Here is a 14,811-nt window from a genome sequence, read left to right as displayed (position 1 = left end):
GGGTCTCTTTCATTGTGCTCGGTATTTCCGGCGATCAGGCCAGCGCCGCCACGTAACGCCGCGCCACCTCGTTCCAGTCGATCACGTTGTAAAACGCGGCTATGTAGTCGGGACGCTTGTTCTGGTACTTGAGGTAGTAGGCGTGCTCCCACACATCCAGCCCCAAAATGGGCACCAGCCCATCCTGCAGGGGGCTGTCCTGGTTGGCGCTGCTCACGACCTGCAACTTGCCGCTCCGATCGACCACCAGCCAGGCCCAGCCGCTGCCAAAACGGGTCAGCGCCGCCTGGGTAAAGGCCTGCTTGAAGGCCTCCAGTCCGCCCAGATCCCGCTCGATCGCCGCAGCCAATTCACCGGCTGGCTCACCACCGCCCTGCGGACTCATCACCTGCCAAAACAGGCTGTGGTTGGCGTGACCGCCGCCGTGATTGCGCACCGCCCCCTGCACTTTGCCAGGCAGGCTGTCGAAGCGGGCAAGCAGCTCCTCCACCGGCAGCACCGCCAGCTCGGGGAGATCGGCCAGGGCGGCATTGAGGTTGTTGATGTAGGCCTGATGGTGACGGCTGTGATGGATCTCCATGGTCAGCGCATCGATGTGGGGTTCCAGCGCGTCATAGGCATAGGCAAGGGCTGGCAGGGTATGGCTCATGGTCACCTCTGTTTATTGTGATTAATGCAGTTGGCGGGCGGACTCGGTCTGGCACAGGCACTGACCGAGGCAGCGGCGGATGCCGTCGTGGTTGCCGTGTTTGCGCAGGAAGGCGAGCAGCTCGGCATGGGTGCTGCGGGTATGGCGCAAGGCCGCATCCCGCAAAGGATCGGGACTGGCCGGCGACTGGCTGGTGGCGAGCAGGCAGTCGTGGATGTGGCACAACAGGTCGGCAGCCCGCTCCGGCCGCGCCATGGCGATCAGCAGATCCGCCAGATTGTGGTGGGCCACCACCAGCGCGGCGACCGCCTCGTCCACGTCGGGCCAGCCGGCAAACTGCTGGCGCGCCAGCCACAACGCCTGCTGATAGCAGGAGAGCGCCTTGCCGTACTCACCGGCATCGAAGTGGCGATTGCCGCTCATGGTCTGCACCTTCCAGTGCACCATGCTGCTGTCGCTCTCCTCCGTCCCCACCCATCCTCTTACCCAGCTCGCCGCCATGATCCTCAACACCGCAAATGATAATAATTATTATTTAACTTATGTGGGCGGCGAACACAAGGGATAGTTGTGCCAGCACCGCCAACAGCCCTGCCCATATGGGTAGGGCTTTTTTGAATCTGTCTGTTTGGTGATCATTTGCACAGATGCAAACGTCCCGCTCCGTCATGCTGGTCGGTACTGGCATGAGGCCGGTGGTTGCCGCTGTGGCAACCTTATTCACAAGGATGGACAAGATGAAAAAATGGCTATTGATGCTGCTGTGCGCCCTGCCCATGCTGGGCCAGGCGGCAGGTTATACCCAGACCCGCTACCCCATAGTGCTGGTGCACGGTCTGTTCGGCTTCGACAAGCTGCTCGGGGTCGACTACTTCTACGGCATCCCCCAGGCGCTGACCCGGGATGGCGCCAGGGTCTATGTGGCCCAAGTCTCCGCCACCCAGAGCTCGGAACTGCGCGGCGAGCAGTTGCTCAAGCAGGTGCAGCAGGTGCTCGCCATCACGGGGGCGGAGAAGGTGAACCTCATCGGCCACTCCCACGGCGGCCCCACCATTCGCTATGTCGCCTCGGTCGCCCCTGAGCTGGTCGCCTCCGCCACCAGTGTGGGCGGGGTCAACTACGGCTCGGAGATCGCCGATCTGGTGCGCGCCAACGTGGCACCAGGCTCGGTGGCCGAGAAGCTGGCGGTGGCCGCCGCCTCCGCCCTGTCCGGGGTCATCTCGCTGCTCTCCGGCGGTAGCCAGCTGCCGCAGGATCCCCTCGCCGCCCTCGACGCCCTCACCAGCGCCGGCGCCCAGCGCTTCAACCAGCGCTACCCGGAGGGGCTGCCCAACCAGTACTGCGGTGAAGGGCCCATGCAGGCCGCCAACGGGGTCTACTACTTCTCCTGGAGCGGGCGCGGCACCATGACAAACATCCTGGATCCGGTGGATCCGGCGCTGGCGCTGACCGGCAGCTTCTTCAAGGAGCCCAACGACGGCCTGGTCGGAGTATGCAGCAGCCACCTCGGCAAGGTGATCGGCACCGACTACCGGATGAACCACCTGGACGAGGTGAACCAATCGTTCGGCATTCGCCACCTGTTCGAGACCGACCCGATCAGCCTCTATCGCCAGCACGCCAACCGCCTGCAGAGACTGGGGTTATGAACAAGGCATGGCTGATGGCCGCTCCGCTGGGTGCGGCCCTGCTGCTGGGCGGCTGGCAGCTGTGGCCCGCCCCGAACTCCACCCCAGCCGCTCCCCCGGTGGACGAGGCCGGGTCGAGCGCCCCCCTGGCTAGGCAGGTAACCTCCTCGCCCGATGAGACCTCACTGCAGGCCCGCTATGAAGCCTTTCTCGCCGCCGAAGGCAGCCTGACGGTGCCGACCGATCCGGGCCTGGCCAGCCTGCAGGTGCTGTTCGACGAGCGCGAGCAGTTGCGCCAGCAGAGCTTCACCCCGGCCGAGCAGGAGCAGCTGTTTGCCGAAGATCGGCTGATGGAGCAGTGGACCCTGCGCCGCAAGGCGCTGGCGGAGGCTGGCGATGCCGACAAGCCGCTGCTGGCGAGCGAGCTCGAGCTCTGGCTGGCGGAGCAGCCCCAGTGGTTTCGGGAGGCGGAGGCCAACAGCCGCCTGCTCGGCGACCTGCAGAGTCTGGAGCGGCTGCCAGCGGCCGAGCGTGACGCCGTGCTGCGCGAGCAGCTGGGGCCGGAGGCGGCAGACCGGCTGCACCAGCTGACGCAAAGCCAGCAGGGGTTCGAGCAGCAGCTGGCCGGCTATCTGGCCGAACTCAAGCCCCTGCCCGCCGAGCGGCGGGCCGAACAGCAGCCGGAGCTCCTGGCGCGCTGGTTCGAGCCCGGCCAGTGGCGACGGGTGGAAGCCCTCACCCGGCTCAGACTGGGCGAGCCGTCACCGCAATAAAAAGGGGGCCCGAATCTGGGCCCCCTCGTTTTGCTACTACCGTACTTACAGCGGCTTGTTGGCCCCCGGCAGCGGCTGCCAGGTGAGGCGGGTCACCTGGGGTCCCTGCACCTCGCACTTGAGGCTCAGATCCTGCCACCCCTTCTCCTGGCGCAGGGAGACTTCCCCCTCTATGCCCTCGGCGCGGGTCTTGAGCTTGGCCTGCTCGAAGGTCACCTTGTCACCCCCGGCCAGCGCCATCAGCTTGCCGTTGCAGAGCCAGTGGGCCAGCTCCGCCCCCTTGAGCTTGACGCCCCCCTTGGCCGCCTTCTGTTCGGCGACGCTCGGCGCAAACAGCTGACCCAGCTCGGCCGCCCGTTTGGTGAGCCAGACTTCCCGCTGCTGCATGCTCATCTTGCTGACGAACTCGGCGGGCTGGCCCTTCTCGTCCAGCCACTGGGTCAGCTTGCCGCCATCGTCAAAGGCGAACTGGGCGGCGGGCTCCTTCACCCCGAACAGCTTGCCGCCCTTGAAGTAGTAGCGGCTCTCCCCTTCCAGCTTACCCTGCTCGTTCATGATGGGCACGGCGATGATGACGGGAGCGCCATCCACCCAGGCCTTGATGTCGACGCCATCGTGGCTGAACAGACGGGTATCGAGGGCGCTCTCGGCCCCCTTTTCCATCAGGGAGAACTGCTCGGCGAGGGAGGCTGCCACGGAAGGCAGGGAGCAGAGCCCCAGTCCCAAGCCGAGGCTCAGGGCGATCACGGTATTGCGCATAAGTGTCCTGTGATTGGCCGGTGGGCCAAGGTTAGCTTTCTATCAGCCAGGCCCGCAGCCCCTCCCGGTGGCGATCGCTCAGGGGGATGGACTGGCGGGACTGGTAGTCAAAATGGATCAGGGTGGTTTCGGCGGTCACCGCCAGCTCGTCCCCCTGCCAGGCTTCCTGCCAGAGCGTGAAGGAGCTGGAGCCGATGCGGCGGACCCCGGTTTTGATCAATACCTGCTGGCCGTAGAACAGCTCCCGTTTGAACTGCACCGTGTAGCCCGCGATGATCAGATGCCAGTTGTGCACATCCAGCTCGGGGGAGAAGATGCGAAACAGCGGGTCGCGGGCCGATTCAAACCAGACCGCCGGCACCGTGTTGTTGATGTGGCCGAGGGCATCTGTCTCTTGAAAACGGGGTTGGATCTGCATTTCCAGCATGGATATCGACTCCTTGTCGTGGGACCGCGCTCAGGCTAACGCGGCCCGCCTTTGGACTCAAGCTCCCCCGTCGTATCGCCGGCGCCGACGGCCAGCTCCGGGCGCAGCCAGGCGCTGCGAAAATCGAACCAGCCGAGCGCCGTCATCCGCACCCCGTGCACGCCGACCCGGCTCTCCAGCTCCAGCCAGTGGTGAAACAGCGGCACGAACCAGCCCTGCTGCTGCACGCTTGCCAGCAGGGCGCGCGGCCCCTGCTCCTCGCCGCTGGCGCGCCACTGCGTCAGCCCCTGCCACAGGCGCTGCTGGCTGCCCCACACCTTGCGCAGCAGCGGGGTGCCCTGCAACCAGGCGTAGGGGGCGAAAGCGTGCTCGTGCTCCAGGTTGAGGGTGCCGAGCCAGAGATCCACATCCTCGTCCGCCCCGCTCACCCAGCGGCCGTAATCCAGGGTGCGCACCTCGAGCCGGATCCCTTGCTCTGCCAGCAGGCTGCTCATGGCGTTGGCACACTCGTTGAACTCCAGGTGCTGGTTGAAGCAGGCCAGCACCAGCTGACGCGGCAGCTGTTTCGGCATCGGCAGCGGGGCCGGCTGCGCCTCGCGCCAGTGGGGCAAGAGCCCGAGCGCGCTGGTCCACCCCCGCTGCAGCTCGGGGGCGACCCGCGCCATCAGGGCGATGGGGTTGAGCAGGCCAGCCAGCCACTGGCGCAGGGCGGGATCCTGCAAGGATGCGGATCTGTCGTCCTGCAGCAGGAAGTAACAGCCGGATTCCAGCTCGGACTCGCCGCGCATGGTGCCGAGCTCGGGGCTGTCGCGCCCCAGCTGCAGGTGGCTCTCCAGCCGCTCCGCCAGCTCCGGCAGCATCCAGATGTCGATCTCGTCGAGCAGGGCGCGCAGGCCGAAGTAGTCGTCGAATGCCTCGAGGCACAGCTGCAACGGGTCGTTGGCGGTCACCCGGTAGGGGCCTGTGCCCACCGGTTGCAGGGCAAAGCCCGCCTCCCCCTTGAGCTCGCGCGGCAGGATGGCCGCCACCGGCTCGGCCAGCAGCTGGGGCAGCAGCGGATCCGGGCTGTCGAGATGAAGATCCAGGGTGCGCGGCCAGGGGCTCTCCAGCCGCGCCAGATGGGCGAACAGCGGGCGATCCCGCAAGGCCAGCAAGCTCTCCACCACGTCCTCCACCACCAACTCGCGGCCGTGGTGAAAGCGCACCGCCGGCCTCAGATAGAAACGCCAGTGGCAGGGGCCCAGACACTCCCAGTGGTGGGCCAGATCCCCCTCGATTTCCCCATTTTCCTCATTTCGCCGGGTCAGGCCGTTGAAGATCTGGCGGCTCAGGTGGATTTCGGAGCGGCGCAGCGGGCCGGTGGGCAGCAGGCGCGGCAGCGGCCGGTAGTAGGGCACCCGCAGGATCTGGCGCCCTTCCCGAGTGGCCTGGCCGAGCTGCTCGATCAGCAGCGGGGTGAGCAGATCGAGGCGATCTTCGGCCAGCCGTACCGCCTGCGCCAGGTGGCCCTGGCTAAGCAGATCCCGCAGCCGACGCCGGGTCAGGCTCTCCTGGTTGTCGAGCAGGGTGAGCCGGGAGCGCCGCCCCCGCCCGGCCTCCGCCGCCCAGCTGAGCCAGCCCTGATCCTGCATGCGGCGCAGCAGCAGGCGGGCGTTGCGCGGGGTGCAGCAGAGCAGATCCGCCACCTCGGCGAGGCTGATCTCCCGCTCGTCACAGCCAAGCTGCTGGGCGAGCCGTTGGAATTGCTGGTAAAGGCGGCTGGTGGGCATAAAAGAGGAAATCCAGTTGCTTAAAGTCATCAGTTTTTACTTCCGCATTTTAGCTCAATACTGCTGGCGAACGTGAGAACCACAACACAGGAGCACCATCATGAGCCACGCCAACCCCATCAAACCGAACCGGATCCAGCAGATCCTGCGCCGTTACTTCAAGCGGATCCAGCCCAGGCCGCTGACCCTGATCGAGGATCCCATGAGCCAGCTCAACCGCCTGATGCAGTGGGACATGCAGCAGATCGACGATCGGGAGTATCGCCGCCGCCTCTGAGCCCCGCTCGCCCGGGTCACGCAACGGAGGTCGCAGTTCGCCAGCGGGCGCAATTGCTTTGCCGGATTGGGTGGTTTACATCGGCGCTGAGCCTGATAGATTGGACGTCTATCCATCTATAACTGCTACCCAGCAACATCCAACAAGGAGTGTGTGATGAAAGATGCGACCCTGGCCCTGCACCACGGCTTTACCAGCGACCCCACAACCAAGGCCGTTGCCGTGCCCATCTACCAGACGGTGGCCTACGAGTTCGAGAGCGCCCAGCACGGGGCGGATCTGTTCAATCTGGCGGTGCCAGGCAACATCTACACCCGCATCATGAACCCCACCAACGATGTGCTGGAGCAGCGGATGGCCGCGCTGGAAGGGGGCATCGCCGGCTTGGTGGTCTCGGCGGGTTCCGCCGCCATCACCTATGCCATTCAGGCGCTGACCGCCGCCGGTGACAACATCGTCTCCACCCCCCAGCTCTATGGCGGCACCTACACCCTGTTCGCCCACATGCTGCCGAGCTTCGGGGTCGAGGTGCGCTTCGCCAAGGATGACAGTGCCGAGGCCATCGCCGCCCTCATCGACGACAAAACCAAGGCGGTCTACTGCGAGAGCATCGGCAACCCGGCCGGCAACATCGTCGACCTAGCGGCCTTCGCCAAGGTGGCCCACGCCCGTGGCGTGCCGCTCATCGTCGACAACACGGTCGCCACCCCAGTGCTGTGCAAACCCATCGAACACGGCGCCGATATCGTGGTGCACAGCCTGACCAAATATGTCGGCGGCCACGGCAACTCGCTGGGGGGCGTCATCGTCGACTCGGGCAAGTTCCCCTGGGCGGATCACGCCGAGCGCTTCCCCCAACTCACCAAACCCGAGCCTTCTTATCACGGGGTGGTCTACACCGAGGCCTTTGGCCCGGCCGCCTTCATCGGGCGGGTGCGCACCGTGCCGCTGCGCAATACCGGCGCGGCGCTGGCGCCGATGAACGCCTTCCTGCTGCTGCAAGGGCTGGAGACCCTGAGCCTGCGCATGGAGCGCCACGTGGACAACGCCCTGCGGGTGGCCCATCACCTCAAGCACCACCCCAAGGTGGCCTGGGTCAGCTACGCCGGTCTGCCGGGTCACCCCCACTACCTGCTGGCGGAGAAATACATGGCCGGTCGCCCCTCGGCCATCCTCTCGTTTGGTCTGAAGGATGGTTATGAGGCGGGCGTGCGCTTCTACGATGCGCTCAAGATCTTCAAGCGGCTGGTCAACATCGGCGATGCCAAGTCGCTGGCCTGCCACCCCGCCTCCACCACCCATCGCCAGTTGAGCGAGGCGGAGCAGGCCAAGGCCGGGGTCAAACCCGAGATGATCCGGCTGTCGGTGGGGATCGAAGCCATCGAGGACATACTGGCGGATCTGGATCAGGCGCTGGAGGCCTGAGTCAATCAACGCAGGAGCGGGCATCCAGCCCGCTCTTTTTTGGCCAGCAGTGAACCTGCCACCGCATCGCTGCGTATCACCGCCTTCCGTCACTGCGTCGAGGTTTCCATGATAGTCCTGCACCACCTGAACAAATCCCGCTCCCAACGCATCATCTGGCTGCTCGAAGAGCTGGGCCTGCCCTATGAGATCAAGGCGTATCAGCGCGATGCCACCACCTTTCTGGCGCCGCCCGAGCTAAAAGCCATCCACCCCCTCGGCAAGTCGCCGGTCATCGAGTTCGACGGCCGGGTGCTGGCGGAATCCGGTGCCATCACCGAGTACCTGATCGCCCGCCATGCCCCACAACGGCTGGCACCGGCTCAAGATAGCCCCGACTATGCCGAATATCTGCAGTGGCTCCACTTTGCCGAGAGCTCAGGCATTCTGCCGCTGCTGCTCGACATGTTCGTGCGCAAGGACGGCAGCCCGATGCGCTTCCTGCCGGACTACGCCAAAGCCGAGTGCGCCAAGGTGCTGGGCTACCTCGATGAGGTGCTGGCAAGCCGCCGCTATCTGGTGGCCGATCGCCTCACCGGCGCCGACATCCTGAACTCCTTCCTGGTGGATCTGCTGGCGCAAAGCGGTCAGCTGGCCCAGTTCCCGCATCTGCAAGCCTACTGGCAGCGCCTCAATACCCATCCGGCCCGCCAGAAGGCGGCGGCGCTGGAGCGCGAGCTGGACCGCAGCGCCGGATAAACGGCTGTGCGCCCGGCGACACCATGCAAAACGCCCCGATGATCGGGGCGTTCTCTTTTACGGCCGTCAGCCAGATGATCAGAGTGCGCGGGAAAGGATCCGCGCCACTCAGATTGCAAGGCGCGAGTCCCCTGACTTAAAGCGCGTGGGAAAGGATCCTGGCTACCTTGTCGGGATCTATGTCCTGCTGCTCCCCGAGGGCGGTCAGGCCGAAGCGCTTGAGGTTGGAGCAGATGCCGGGGATGCAGCTCTCGCTCAGGCCGTAGTCGGCGAGGCGGGTGCCCACCCCCATCTGCTGAAAGAACTGCTCGGTGCGGATGATCGCCTCCTCGATGCGCAGCGCCTTGTCCTCGCGGCTGGAGTGCCATACCCGCTCGGCGAACTGGGCCAGCTTCTCCTGCTTCTGGGCCGATTGCTCCCGCAGCAGGGAGGGCAGCACCACCGCCAGGCTCTGGGCATGATCCAGCCCGTGCAGGGCGGTGAGCTGGTGACCGATGGCGTGAGTGGACCAGTCCTGCGGCACACCGCGACCGATGAGGCCGTTGAGCGCCAGGCTGGCCGCCCACATCAGGTTGGCACGCACCTGGTAGTTGGTGGGCTCCGCCAGCGCACGCGGGCCGTTGTCCACCAGCACCTGCAGCAGCCCTTCCGCCAACCGGTCCTGCACCTCGCCCCCCACCGGGAAGGTGAGGTACTGCTCGATGATGTGGACGAAGGCATCCACCACCCCGTTGCCCACCTGGCGCGGCGGCAGGCTGTAGGTGGTGGTGGGATCCAGCACCGCAAACACCGGCTGCACCAGCGGGTTCATGAAGGAGAGCTTGGCCTCCCCGCGGCTCACCACGGCGGCCGGGTTGCTCTCCGAACCGGTGGCCGGCAGGGTCAGCACGCAGCCCAGCGGCAGCGCTGCCTTGATGGGGGCCTTGTGCAGCAGGATCTCCCAGGGATCCGCCCCCTCGAAGCAGGCCGCGGCGGCCACGAACTTGCTGCCATCCACCACGGAACCACCGCCGACCGCCAGCAGGAAGTCGATGCGCTCGCGCTTGACCAGGGCCACCGCCTCCATCAGCTGATCGTACTGGGGGTTGGCGCCGATGCCGGGAAACTCCAGCCACTCCCGTCCCGCCAGCGCCTGGGTCAACTGCTCATAGACCCCGTTCTGTTTGATGCTGCCGCCGCCGTAGAGCACCAGCAGGCGGCTGCCGGCCGGGATCAGTTCGGGCAGCCTGGCGATCTGGCCTTCACCGAAACAGACGCGGGTAGGATTGGCATATTGGAAGTTGTACACGGCAGAGCCCTCGGTTGAATGCATGCAGGGGAATTGTGCGCCTGTGGCTCCGGCAGGTCAAAAAACGGGAGCCGGCTATCAAATTGCACAGCGGGGGGCGGGCCGCCGTAAGGAAGTCGTGCGGCGCCGCCCCTGTTTCTGTGCCGCTCTGCTATGGTCTCTCTGGGAACCGGGTGTTCCACTCTCATCGCCCCACTCCCGCCCTCCTCACTCTTTTGTTCATAAGGTCTGACACATGAAACTCAAACATGCATGGATTGCCGGTTTACTCTCCCTTTCAACCTGCTTGGCACAGGCCGCCGAGGTGGCAACCGAAGTCACCACGGCCCCTGGCAAGGCCAACCTGGTGGAGGCCGTCTCGGCCCAGGCCACGGTCACCGCCATCGATATGGCCAGCCGCAAGGTCAGCCTGAAAAATGCCGCCGGCGAGTCGTTCGACATCGTCGCCGGTGAGCAGGTCACCAACCTGGCCAACCTCAAGGTGGGCGACGTGGTGGCGCTCCGCTACCTGCAGATGCTGGATCTGGAGCTGCTCAAGGGCACCGCCGGGGTGAGAAAACGCATCGTGGAAGTGGCGGCCGACAAGGCCGAGGCGGGCGAAAAGCCGGGCGCCGGGATCGGCAAAAAGGTCACTCTCTATGGCGACGTCATCGCGGTCGATAAGGGGCAGCAGACCATCACGGTGAAGGGGGTGGATCACACCCTGGTGCTCAAGGTACACAACCCGGCCCAGTTTGCGCTGATCGCCAAGGGCGACCAGATCAAGGCCGTGCAGACCCAGGCGGTGGGGATCGGCATTCTGCCCGAGAAGAAGTAGCGATGGCCTGAGCCGATGCAGCGGCCGGACGCCGTCCGGTCATCAAGAGAGTGGCAGCCGCCCTCCCTTTTTTGTTGCCGTTGTAGCGGCGCAGAGCGTCCCGTGCTGCGCCGCATCGGCAACCCGCTCATGGTGCCCAGACAGGGGCAAGTGATTGCCCCCACCGACCATGGATTGCCGTTCGAGTCATCCCGCCGCTCAGGCGCTCTTGGTCTCTTCCTTGGCGCTGCTCTTCTTGCCGGTGAGGCGGTCCATCGCATCCTGCAACATGGCGTCCCGCTGCTCGTTGAGCGGCTTGCTCTGCGCCGCCCGCTCTTCGGCAGTCAGCTGCTTGTTGTCGGCAATCGTCTTGAGCTTCTCTTCTATCTCGTTGAACTTCTTGCGATCAAAGCCGAGCGCCTTGTCCACCAGCTGCTGCATCACGCCCCCCTTGTCGGAGCCGATGTCGAGCGCCGGCGGCAGCTTGCTGTTCTTGGCCAGGTGTTCATAGGTCAGCGCCTGCTGGGCCTGACCAGTGATCCGCTGGGAGGAGAGGTTGACCAGATCTTCCCAGCCGCCACCCTGGCCGCTGTCGGCACTGCTGAGGGTGGCGAGAGCACGGTTGTTGGAGGCGCTCTGGGCAAGCTGCTGGCTGTAGGGTTTGATATCCATGGGGGCTCCAGTCTGCATGCCGATCCGGCATGACGAGGTCGCTGATTCGATGGCATGAGGCGCCAGGCCCCATCATTGGCAATAAAACCAGCAAGTTGCAGGCCAACTTGCCAGATTGGTGCAGATCCAGGCTCGCACGGGCTCGCGAGCTGATCCATGACCATCTCGACGTCAGAATCATGACGCTGCGCTGCCCAATCGGCAGCTTCTGGTGCATATCGCTGCTTTTTCACGCTTTACCAGACAAAGCAAAGGAACGACTCATAGATCACAAAACAAACAACCAGCGAGGCATACAATTTCGGCGCACAAAACGACCAGCAAGCAGTGTTATGGATGAAATGTTTGCGTCATCGACCATGAGCAGCACGATCCCCCGGCAGCGTATCGGCGGCTGATCGCACTGCGGCAGACCTGCATCCCACCGCCTGGCTTTCACTCACAGTTACGCTTCGGGCAATCCCATGAAAAAACACACCTTGAGTCTTCTCTCCGCCACCCTGCTCACCCTGCTTGGCACCAGTGCCGACGCCTGTACCGGCCTCATCGTCGGCAAGGGCGCCACTGCCGATGGCAGCGTGATGATCGCCAGAAACGAGGATTTTGGCGTCAACAACTGGAACAAGTACCTCGCCTTCCGGCCCGCCCAGCAGAACGAGGGCAAGGTCTGGAAACTGGGCAACGGGCTGGAAGTACCGATGCCAAAGGCGTTTTTCGCCTACTCAGCCATTCGTGACTGGGATGCCACAACCAGCGACCCGGCAGGCAAGTATTACGAGGAGCGCGGCATCAACGAGTTCAACGTCGCCATCTCGGCCACCACCAGCGCCGAGGTCAACGACAAGGCCCAGAAGGCCGATCCGCTGATCGAGAAGGGAGTGATTGAAGCCATCATTCCCACCCTGATCCTGCCGCAGGCCAAAACGGCCAAAGAGGGGGTCGCACTGCTCGGCCGTTATGTGGAGCAATATGGCGCCGGGGAAGGCAACAGCCTCTATCTGGCGGATGTGAACGAGGCCTGGCTGATGGAGATCGGCTCCGGCCACCACTGGATTGCGGTGCGGGTGCCGGACGACAGCTACGCCATGGTGGCCAACGGCCTGCGCATCCACGGCGTCAATCTCGACAGCGCCGATGTGCTGCACTCGCCCAAGCTGCTGGAGTTCGTACGCGAACACAAACTGCTGGATAATGCCGACCCGAAAGAGTTCAACTTCGCCAAGGCGTTCGGGGTCATCGCCGACCCCTACAACGTGGATCGGGAGTGGCTCGGCCAGAAGATGCTGACCGCCAGCCACCCGCAGCCGACCCGGCAGGCGCAATATCCGCTCTTTATGAAGCCGGATGCCCCCATCGCCGTGCCGGACGTGGCCAGGCTGCTGAGCGCCACCTATGACGGCACGCCGCTGGCGGGCAAGGCGGAGCGGCCGATCCGTATCGATCGCCAGCTCGAATCCCACGTCATCCAGCTGCGCAAGGAGATGCCCAAAGAGTTGCAGGGATTGATCTGGCAGAGCTACGGCGTGCTGGCCGAATCCGTGATGGTGCCGCTCTACAACACCCTGGAGTCCTACCCCCTGCCCTATCGCAGCGGCAGCGACAGCTACTCCGATGATTCCGCCTACTGGCAGTTCCGCAGCCTGACCGCACTGGCCAGCGCCGATCCGGACAAGTACCTGCCGCTGCTGCGCGGCGTCTGGGGCAAGGAGAGCAGCAAGCTCTACCAGGAGGTGGCCCTGCTCGACCAGAGCCTGAAGCAGGCCTATGCCGGCGACAAGGCCACCGCCATCGGGCTGGCCGCCGACTACTCCTATGGCCAGCTGGAGCAGACCTATCAGATGGCCAAAGAGCTGCGCTACAAGCTGATGACGGATCTCACCAAGCGCACCGAACAGAAGTACTCGCCGGAGGAGTTCAAGAAGATCATGAGCTTGTAATCGGCTCGCCAACGCAAAGAGGCTCCCAGGGGAGCCTCTTTTATTTCGTCAGCTGCTGCCATCAGCGACGGCTGATATTGAGCGGGCCGAAGGTCTGCGCCACCGGCATGATCTCGATGCTGTTGATGTTGACGTGGGCCGGCTGCTGGCTGATCCAGAGCACGGTATTGGCGATATCTTCCGGCTGAATGGCCTGCACCCCCTGATAGACGGTGGCCGCCTTGGCATCGTCACCGTGGAAGCGCACGTTGGAGAACTCGGTGCCACCGCACAGGCCCGGCTCCACGTTGGTGACGCGGATGGCGGTGCCCGCCAGATCGGCGCGCAGGTTGAGGCTGAACTGCTTCACGAACGCCTTGGTGGCGCCGTAGACGTTGCCGCCCGGATAGGGGTAGGTGCCGGCGATGGAGCCGATGTTGATGATGTGGCCGCGATTGCGCGCCACCATGCCCGGCAGCAGCAATCGGGTGAGCAGGGTCAGACCGCTGATGTTGGTGGCGATCATCTGCTCCCAGTCTTCCAGATCCGCCTTGTGGGCCGGCTCCAGCCCCAGCGCCAGCCCGGCGTTGTTGACCAGCAGGTCCACCTCGCGCCACTCGGCAGGCAGCCCGTCGATGGCGGCGCGGGTGGCCGCCTTGTCCTGCACGTCGAACGCTAGCGGCAGGAACTGCGCACCCAGCTCGTCGGCCAGCGCCGCCAGCCGTTCGGCGCGGCGGCCGGTACCGATCACCCGGTAGCCCGCCTGCACCAGCTGACGGCTGATGGACTCACCAAATCCGGACGAGGCGCCCGTTACCATTGCTATCATCTGAACCTCCATATCTACAGCGCTATTGTTATTTACCTGTTTGAAATCAATCTGATTCATTCATCGCTCAATTCACGTCCGGTCACCTTGCGCCAGACAAACACCAGCAGGTGGAGCAGAAAGAGGCCCGATCCCCCCAGCGCGAACAGCAGGCCGGTGAGGGCGTTGACCGAGGTGTCGGCGCCACACCACCACCAGACCAGCCAGCCGATCAGGCCGATGACGAAGGTCTGGCAGGCGCAAACCGGGCAGCGCCCCAGCTTGGCCTTGATGGCAGTGGCGAGGCAGTTGTCGCAGCTCATCCCCTCTCCTCTTCTCTCCTCTCTCCGGCCAGCTTCAACACCAGCCGATGGGCATGCTGACCCGGGCCATAGTAGTCGGGCAGCCGCTGGGTGGCTTTGAACCCCAGCCCCCGATAGAGCGCCAGCGCCTCGGCGTTGGCATCTGCCACCTCCAGCCGGATCGCCCCCCAGCCAGCCTCCTGCCCTTCGCGGATCACCTGCTCCAGCAGGCGCCGCGCCCAGCCCTGACGACGGATGGTCCAGCGGATGGCGAGGGTCTGCACGATGAGGCGATCCCACCCCTTGTGCTCCAGCAGACAGAGATAGCCCATCAGCAGCTCCTTCTCATCCAGCACCAGCAGGGTGCGGCCTCTGGCCTGGGCGAGCAGATAGTGCCAGCGACTGCGGCCAAAGGCGACCTCGGGAGGAAAACAGTAGCGTTCCAGTTTAACGATGGCGCCCAGATCGCTGGGTCGGGCGGCGCGGACGGTCAACACGGGGAGTCCTTGTTCGGTTATTTATCCTCAGCACCAAAAATGCGACTTGTATCACAAGTTACCAAGGCAGAATATTAGGCACTGTAA

Annotated in this window: 17 protein-coding genes; 7 read left to right on the top strand and 10 right to left on the bottom strand. The window is 64.6% G+C overall.

Features of this window, described 5'->3' with window-relative positions:
- Positions 1 to 34 precede the first annotated feature (34 nt).
- Complete coding sequence (locus ACPDZI_RS01900) at positions 35 to 649, bottom strand: superoxide dismutase (RefSeq protein ID WP_336989398.1); 615 nt, start codon at positions 647 to 649, stop codon at positions 35 to 37.
- Between the two features lie 21 nt (positions 650 to 670).
- A complete protein-coding gene (locus tag ACPDZI_RS01895; RefSeq protein ID WP_438834545.1) occupies positions 671 to 1,096 on the bottom strand; it encodes a hypothetical protein in 426 nt (141 codons plus the stop codon).
- Between the two features lie 290 nt (positions 1,097 to 1,386).
- Here ACPDZI_RS01895 and ACPDZI_RS01890 point away from each other — a divergent pair, with 290 nt between their 5' ends.
- Together ACPDZI_RS01890 and ACPDZI_RS01885 are read left to right on the top strand one after the other, a co-directional pair.
- Entirely contained in the window at positions 1,387 to 2,298 is a 912-nt protein-coding gene (locus ACPDZI_RS01890) for a lipase family alpha/beta hydrolase (protein ID WP_438833912.1), read from the top strand.
- On the top strand, positions 2,295 to 3,050 hold the full coding sequence (locus ACPDZI_RS01885; protein WP_438833911.1) for a lipase secretion chaperone: 756 nt from the start codon (positions 2,295 to 2,297) through the stop codon (positions 3,048 to 3,050). The genes ACPDZI_RS01890 and ACPDZI_RS01885 overlap by 4 nt, the downstream gene beginning before the upstream one ends.
- Before the next feature lie 45 nt (positions 3,051 to 3,095).
- Here ACPDZI_RS01885 and ACPDZI_RS01880 read toward each other — a convergent pair whose 3' ends face one another.
- From ACPDZI_RS01880 to sgrR, 3 genes are read right to left on the bottom strand one after another with little or no spacing between them, the layout of a single operon-like run.
- Complete coding sequence (locus ACPDZI_RS01880) at positions 3,096 to 3,809, bottom strand: hypothetical protein (protein WP_438833910.1); 714 nt, start codon at positions 3,807 to 3,809, stop codon at positions 3,096 to 3,098.
- 31 nt (positions 3,810 to 3,840) lie between these two features.
- A complete protein-coding gene (locus tag ACPDZI_RS01875) occupies positions 3,841 to 4,236 on the bottom strand; it encodes an acyl-CoA thioesterase (protein ID WP_011704482.1) in 396 nt (131 codons plus the stop codon).
- Between the two features lie 35 nt (positions 4,237 to 4,271).
- Positions 4,272 to 6,005, bottom strand: coding sequence for an HTH-type transcriptional regulator SgrR (gene sgrR, locus ACPDZI_RS01870; protein WP_438833909.1), 1,734 nt, complete (start codon positions 6,003 to 6,005; stop codon positions 4,272 to 4,274).
- A gap of 100 nt (positions 6,006 to 6,105) precedes the next feature.
- Between sgrR and ACPDZI_RS01865 the strand changes: the two genes are divergently transcribed.
- From ACPDZI_RS01865 to ACPDZI_RS01855, 3 genes are all read left to right on the top strand, one after another.
- The gene (locus ACPDZI_RS01865; protein ID WP_438833908.1) at positions 6,106 to 6,282 is read left to right on the top strand and encodes a hypothetical protein; all 177 of its coding nucleotides are present in this window, start codon (positions 6,106 to 6,108) and stop codon (positions 6,280 to 6,282) included.
- 156 nt (positions 6,283 to 6,438) lie between these two features.
- Complete coding sequence (locus ACPDZI_RS01860) at positions 6,439 to 7,707, top strand: O-acetylhomoserine aminocarboxypropyltransferase/cysteine synthase family protein (protein WP_011704479.1); 1,269 nt, start codon at positions 6,439 to 6,441, stop codon at positions 7,705 to 7,707.
- A 108-nt stretch (positions 7,708 to 7,815) separates the two neighbouring features.
- Positions 7,816 to 8,445: a glutathione S-transferase family protein gene (locus tag ACPDZI_RS01855; protein WP_026080202.1), complete on the top strand. Its 630-nt coding sequence runs from the start codon at positions 7,816 to 7,818 to the stop codon at positions 8,443 to 8,445.
- A 136-nt stretch (positions 8,446 to 8,581) separates the two neighbouring features.
- On the opposite strand, the gene ACPDZI_RS01850 is transcribed toward ACPDZI_RS01855, so the two are convergent.
- Entirely contained in the window at positions 8,582 to 9,757 is a 1,176-nt protein-coding gene (locus tag ACPDZI_RS01850; protein ID WP_080760932.1) for an iron-containing alcohol dehydrogenase, read from the bottom strand.
- A 211-nt stretch (positions 9,758 to 9,968) separates the two neighbouring features.
- On the opposite strand from ACPDZI_RS01850, the gene ACPDZI_RS01845 reads away from it, so the two are divergent.
- A complete protein-coding gene (locus ACPDZI_RS01845; protein WP_146061944.1) occupies positions 9,969 to 10,550 on the top strand; it encodes a hypothetical protein in 582 nt (193 codons plus the stop codon).
- A 198-nt stretch (positions 10,551 to 10,748) separates the two neighbouring features.
- On the opposite strand, the gene ACPDZI_RS01840 is transcribed toward ACPDZI_RS01845, so the two are convergent.
- Positions 10,749 to 11,201 (bottom strand): hypothetical protein, encoded by a 453-nt coding sequence (locus ACPDZI_RS01840; RefSeq protein WP_202011703.1) that lies wholly within the window; start codon positions 11,199 to 11,201, stop codon positions 10,749 to 10,751.
- Between the two features lie 464 nt (positions 11,202 to 11,665).
- Between ACPDZI_RS01840 and ACPDZI_RS01835 the strand changes: the two genes are divergently transcribed.
- Positions 11,666 to 13,138, top strand: coding sequence for a C69 family dipeptidase (locus ACPDZI_RS01835; RefSeq protein ID WP_438377730.1), 1,473 nt, complete (start codon positions 11,666 to 11,668; stop codon positions 13,136 to 13,138).
- A gap of 61 nt (positions 13,139 to 13,199) precedes the next feature.
- On the opposite strand, the gene ACPDZI_RS01830 is transcribed toward ACPDZI_RS01835, so the two are convergent.
- From ACPDZI_RS01830 to ACPDZI_RS01820, 3 genes are read right to left on the bottom strand one after another with little or no spacing between them, the layout of a single operon-like run.
- Positions 13,200 to 13,946: an SDR family oxidoreductase gene (locus ACPDZI_RS01830; protein ID WP_106553476.1), complete on the bottom strand. Its 747-nt coding sequence runs from the start codon at positions 13,944 to 13,946 to the stop codon at positions 13,200 to 13,202.
- A 56-nt stretch (positions 13,947 to 14,002) separates the two neighbouring features.
- Entirely contained in the window at positions 14,003 to 14,248 is a 246-nt protein-coding gene (locus ACPDZI_RS01825; protein ID WP_270831440.1) for a DUF3624 domain-containing protein, read from the bottom strand.
- Positions 14,245 to 14,724 carry a GNAT family N-acetyltransferase gene (locus tag ACPDZI_RS01820; protein WP_438833907.1) on the bottom strand — a complete coding sequence of 160 codons (480 nt, stop codon included), beginning with the start codon at positions 14,722 to 14,724 and terminating at the stop codon, positions 14,245 to 14,247. The genes ACPDZI_RS01825 and ACPDZI_RS01820 overlap by 4 nt, the downstream gene beginning before the upstream one ends.
- Between the last annotated feature and the right edge of the window lie 87 nt (positions 14,725 to 14,811).

The sequence above is a fragment of the Aeromonas oralensis genome, from assembly GCF_049665575.1.
Classification (GTDB): Bacteria; Pseudomonadota; Gammaproteobacteria; order Enterobacterales; family Aeromonadaceae; genus Aeromonas; species Aeromonas hydrophila.
The sequence above is the reverse complement of the archived record's forward strand: the minus strand, read 5'-3'. Positions and strand labels throughout refer to the sequence as shown.

Coding starts and splice junctions, on each gene's coding strand:
- ACPDZI_RS01900 (WP_336989398.1), bottom strand. CDS start 649: ATGAGCCATACCCTGCCAGCCCTTGCCTATGCCTATGACGCGCTGGAA.
- ACPDZI_RS01895 (WP_438834545.1), bottom strand. CDS start 1,096: ATGGTGCACTGGAAGGTGCAGACCATGAGCGGCAATCGCCACTTCGAT.
- ACPDZI_RS01890 (WP_438833912.1), top strand. CDS start 1,387: ATGAAAAAATGGCTATTGATGCTGCTGTGCGCCCTGCCCATGCTGGGC.
- ACPDZI_RS01885 (WP_438833911.1), top strand. CDS start 2,295: ATGAACAAGGCATGGCTGATGGCCGCTCCGCTGGGTGCGGCCCTGCTG.
- ACPDZI_RS01880 (WP_438833910.1), bottom strand. CDS start 3,809: ATGCGCAATACCGTGATCGCCCTGAGCCTCGGCTTGGGACTGGGGCTC.
- ACPDZI_RS01875 (WP_011704482.1), bottom strand. CDS start 4,236: ATGCTGGAAATGCAGATCCAACCCCGTTTTCAAGAGACAGATGCCCTC.
- sgrR (WP_438833909.1), bottom strand. CDS start 6,005: ATGCCCACCAGCCGCCTTTACCAGCAATTCCAACGGCTCGCCCAGCAG.
- ACPDZI_RS01865 (WP_438833908.1), top strand. CDS start 6,106: ATGAGCCACGCCAACCCCATCAAACCGAACCGGATCCAGCAGATCCTG.
- ACPDZI_RS01860 (WP_011704479.1), top strand. CDS start 6,439: ATGAAAGATGCGACCCTGGCCCTGCACCACGGCTTTACCAGCGACCCC.
- ACPDZI_RS01855 (WP_026080202.1), top strand. CDS start 7,816: ATGATAGTCCTGCACCACCTGAACAAATCCCGCTCCCAACGCATCATC.
- ACPDZI_RS01850 (WP_080760932.1), bottom strand. CDS start 9,757: ATGCATTCAACCGAGGGCTCTGCCGTGTACAACTTCCAATATGCCAAT.
- ACPDZI_RS01845 (WP_146061944.1), top strand. CDS start 9,969: ATGAAACTCAAACATGCATGGATTGCCGGTTTACTCTCCCTTTCAACC.
- ACPDZI_RS01840 (WP_202011703.1), bottom strand. CDS start 11,201: ATGGATATCAAACCCTACAGCCAGCAGCTTGCCCAGAGCGCCTCCAAC.
- ACPDZI_RS01835 (WP_438377730.1), top strand. CDS start 11,666: ATGAAAAAACACACCTTGAGTCTTCTCTCCGCCACCCTGCTCACCCTG.
- ACPDZI_RS01830 (WP_106553476.1), bottom strand. CDS start 13,946: ATGATAGCAATGGTAACGGGCGCCTCGTCCGGATTTGGTGAGTCCATC.
- ACPDZI_RS01825 (WP_270831440.1), bottom strand. CDS start 14,248: ATGAGCTGCGACAACTGCCTCGCCACTGCCATCAAGGCCAAGCTGGGG.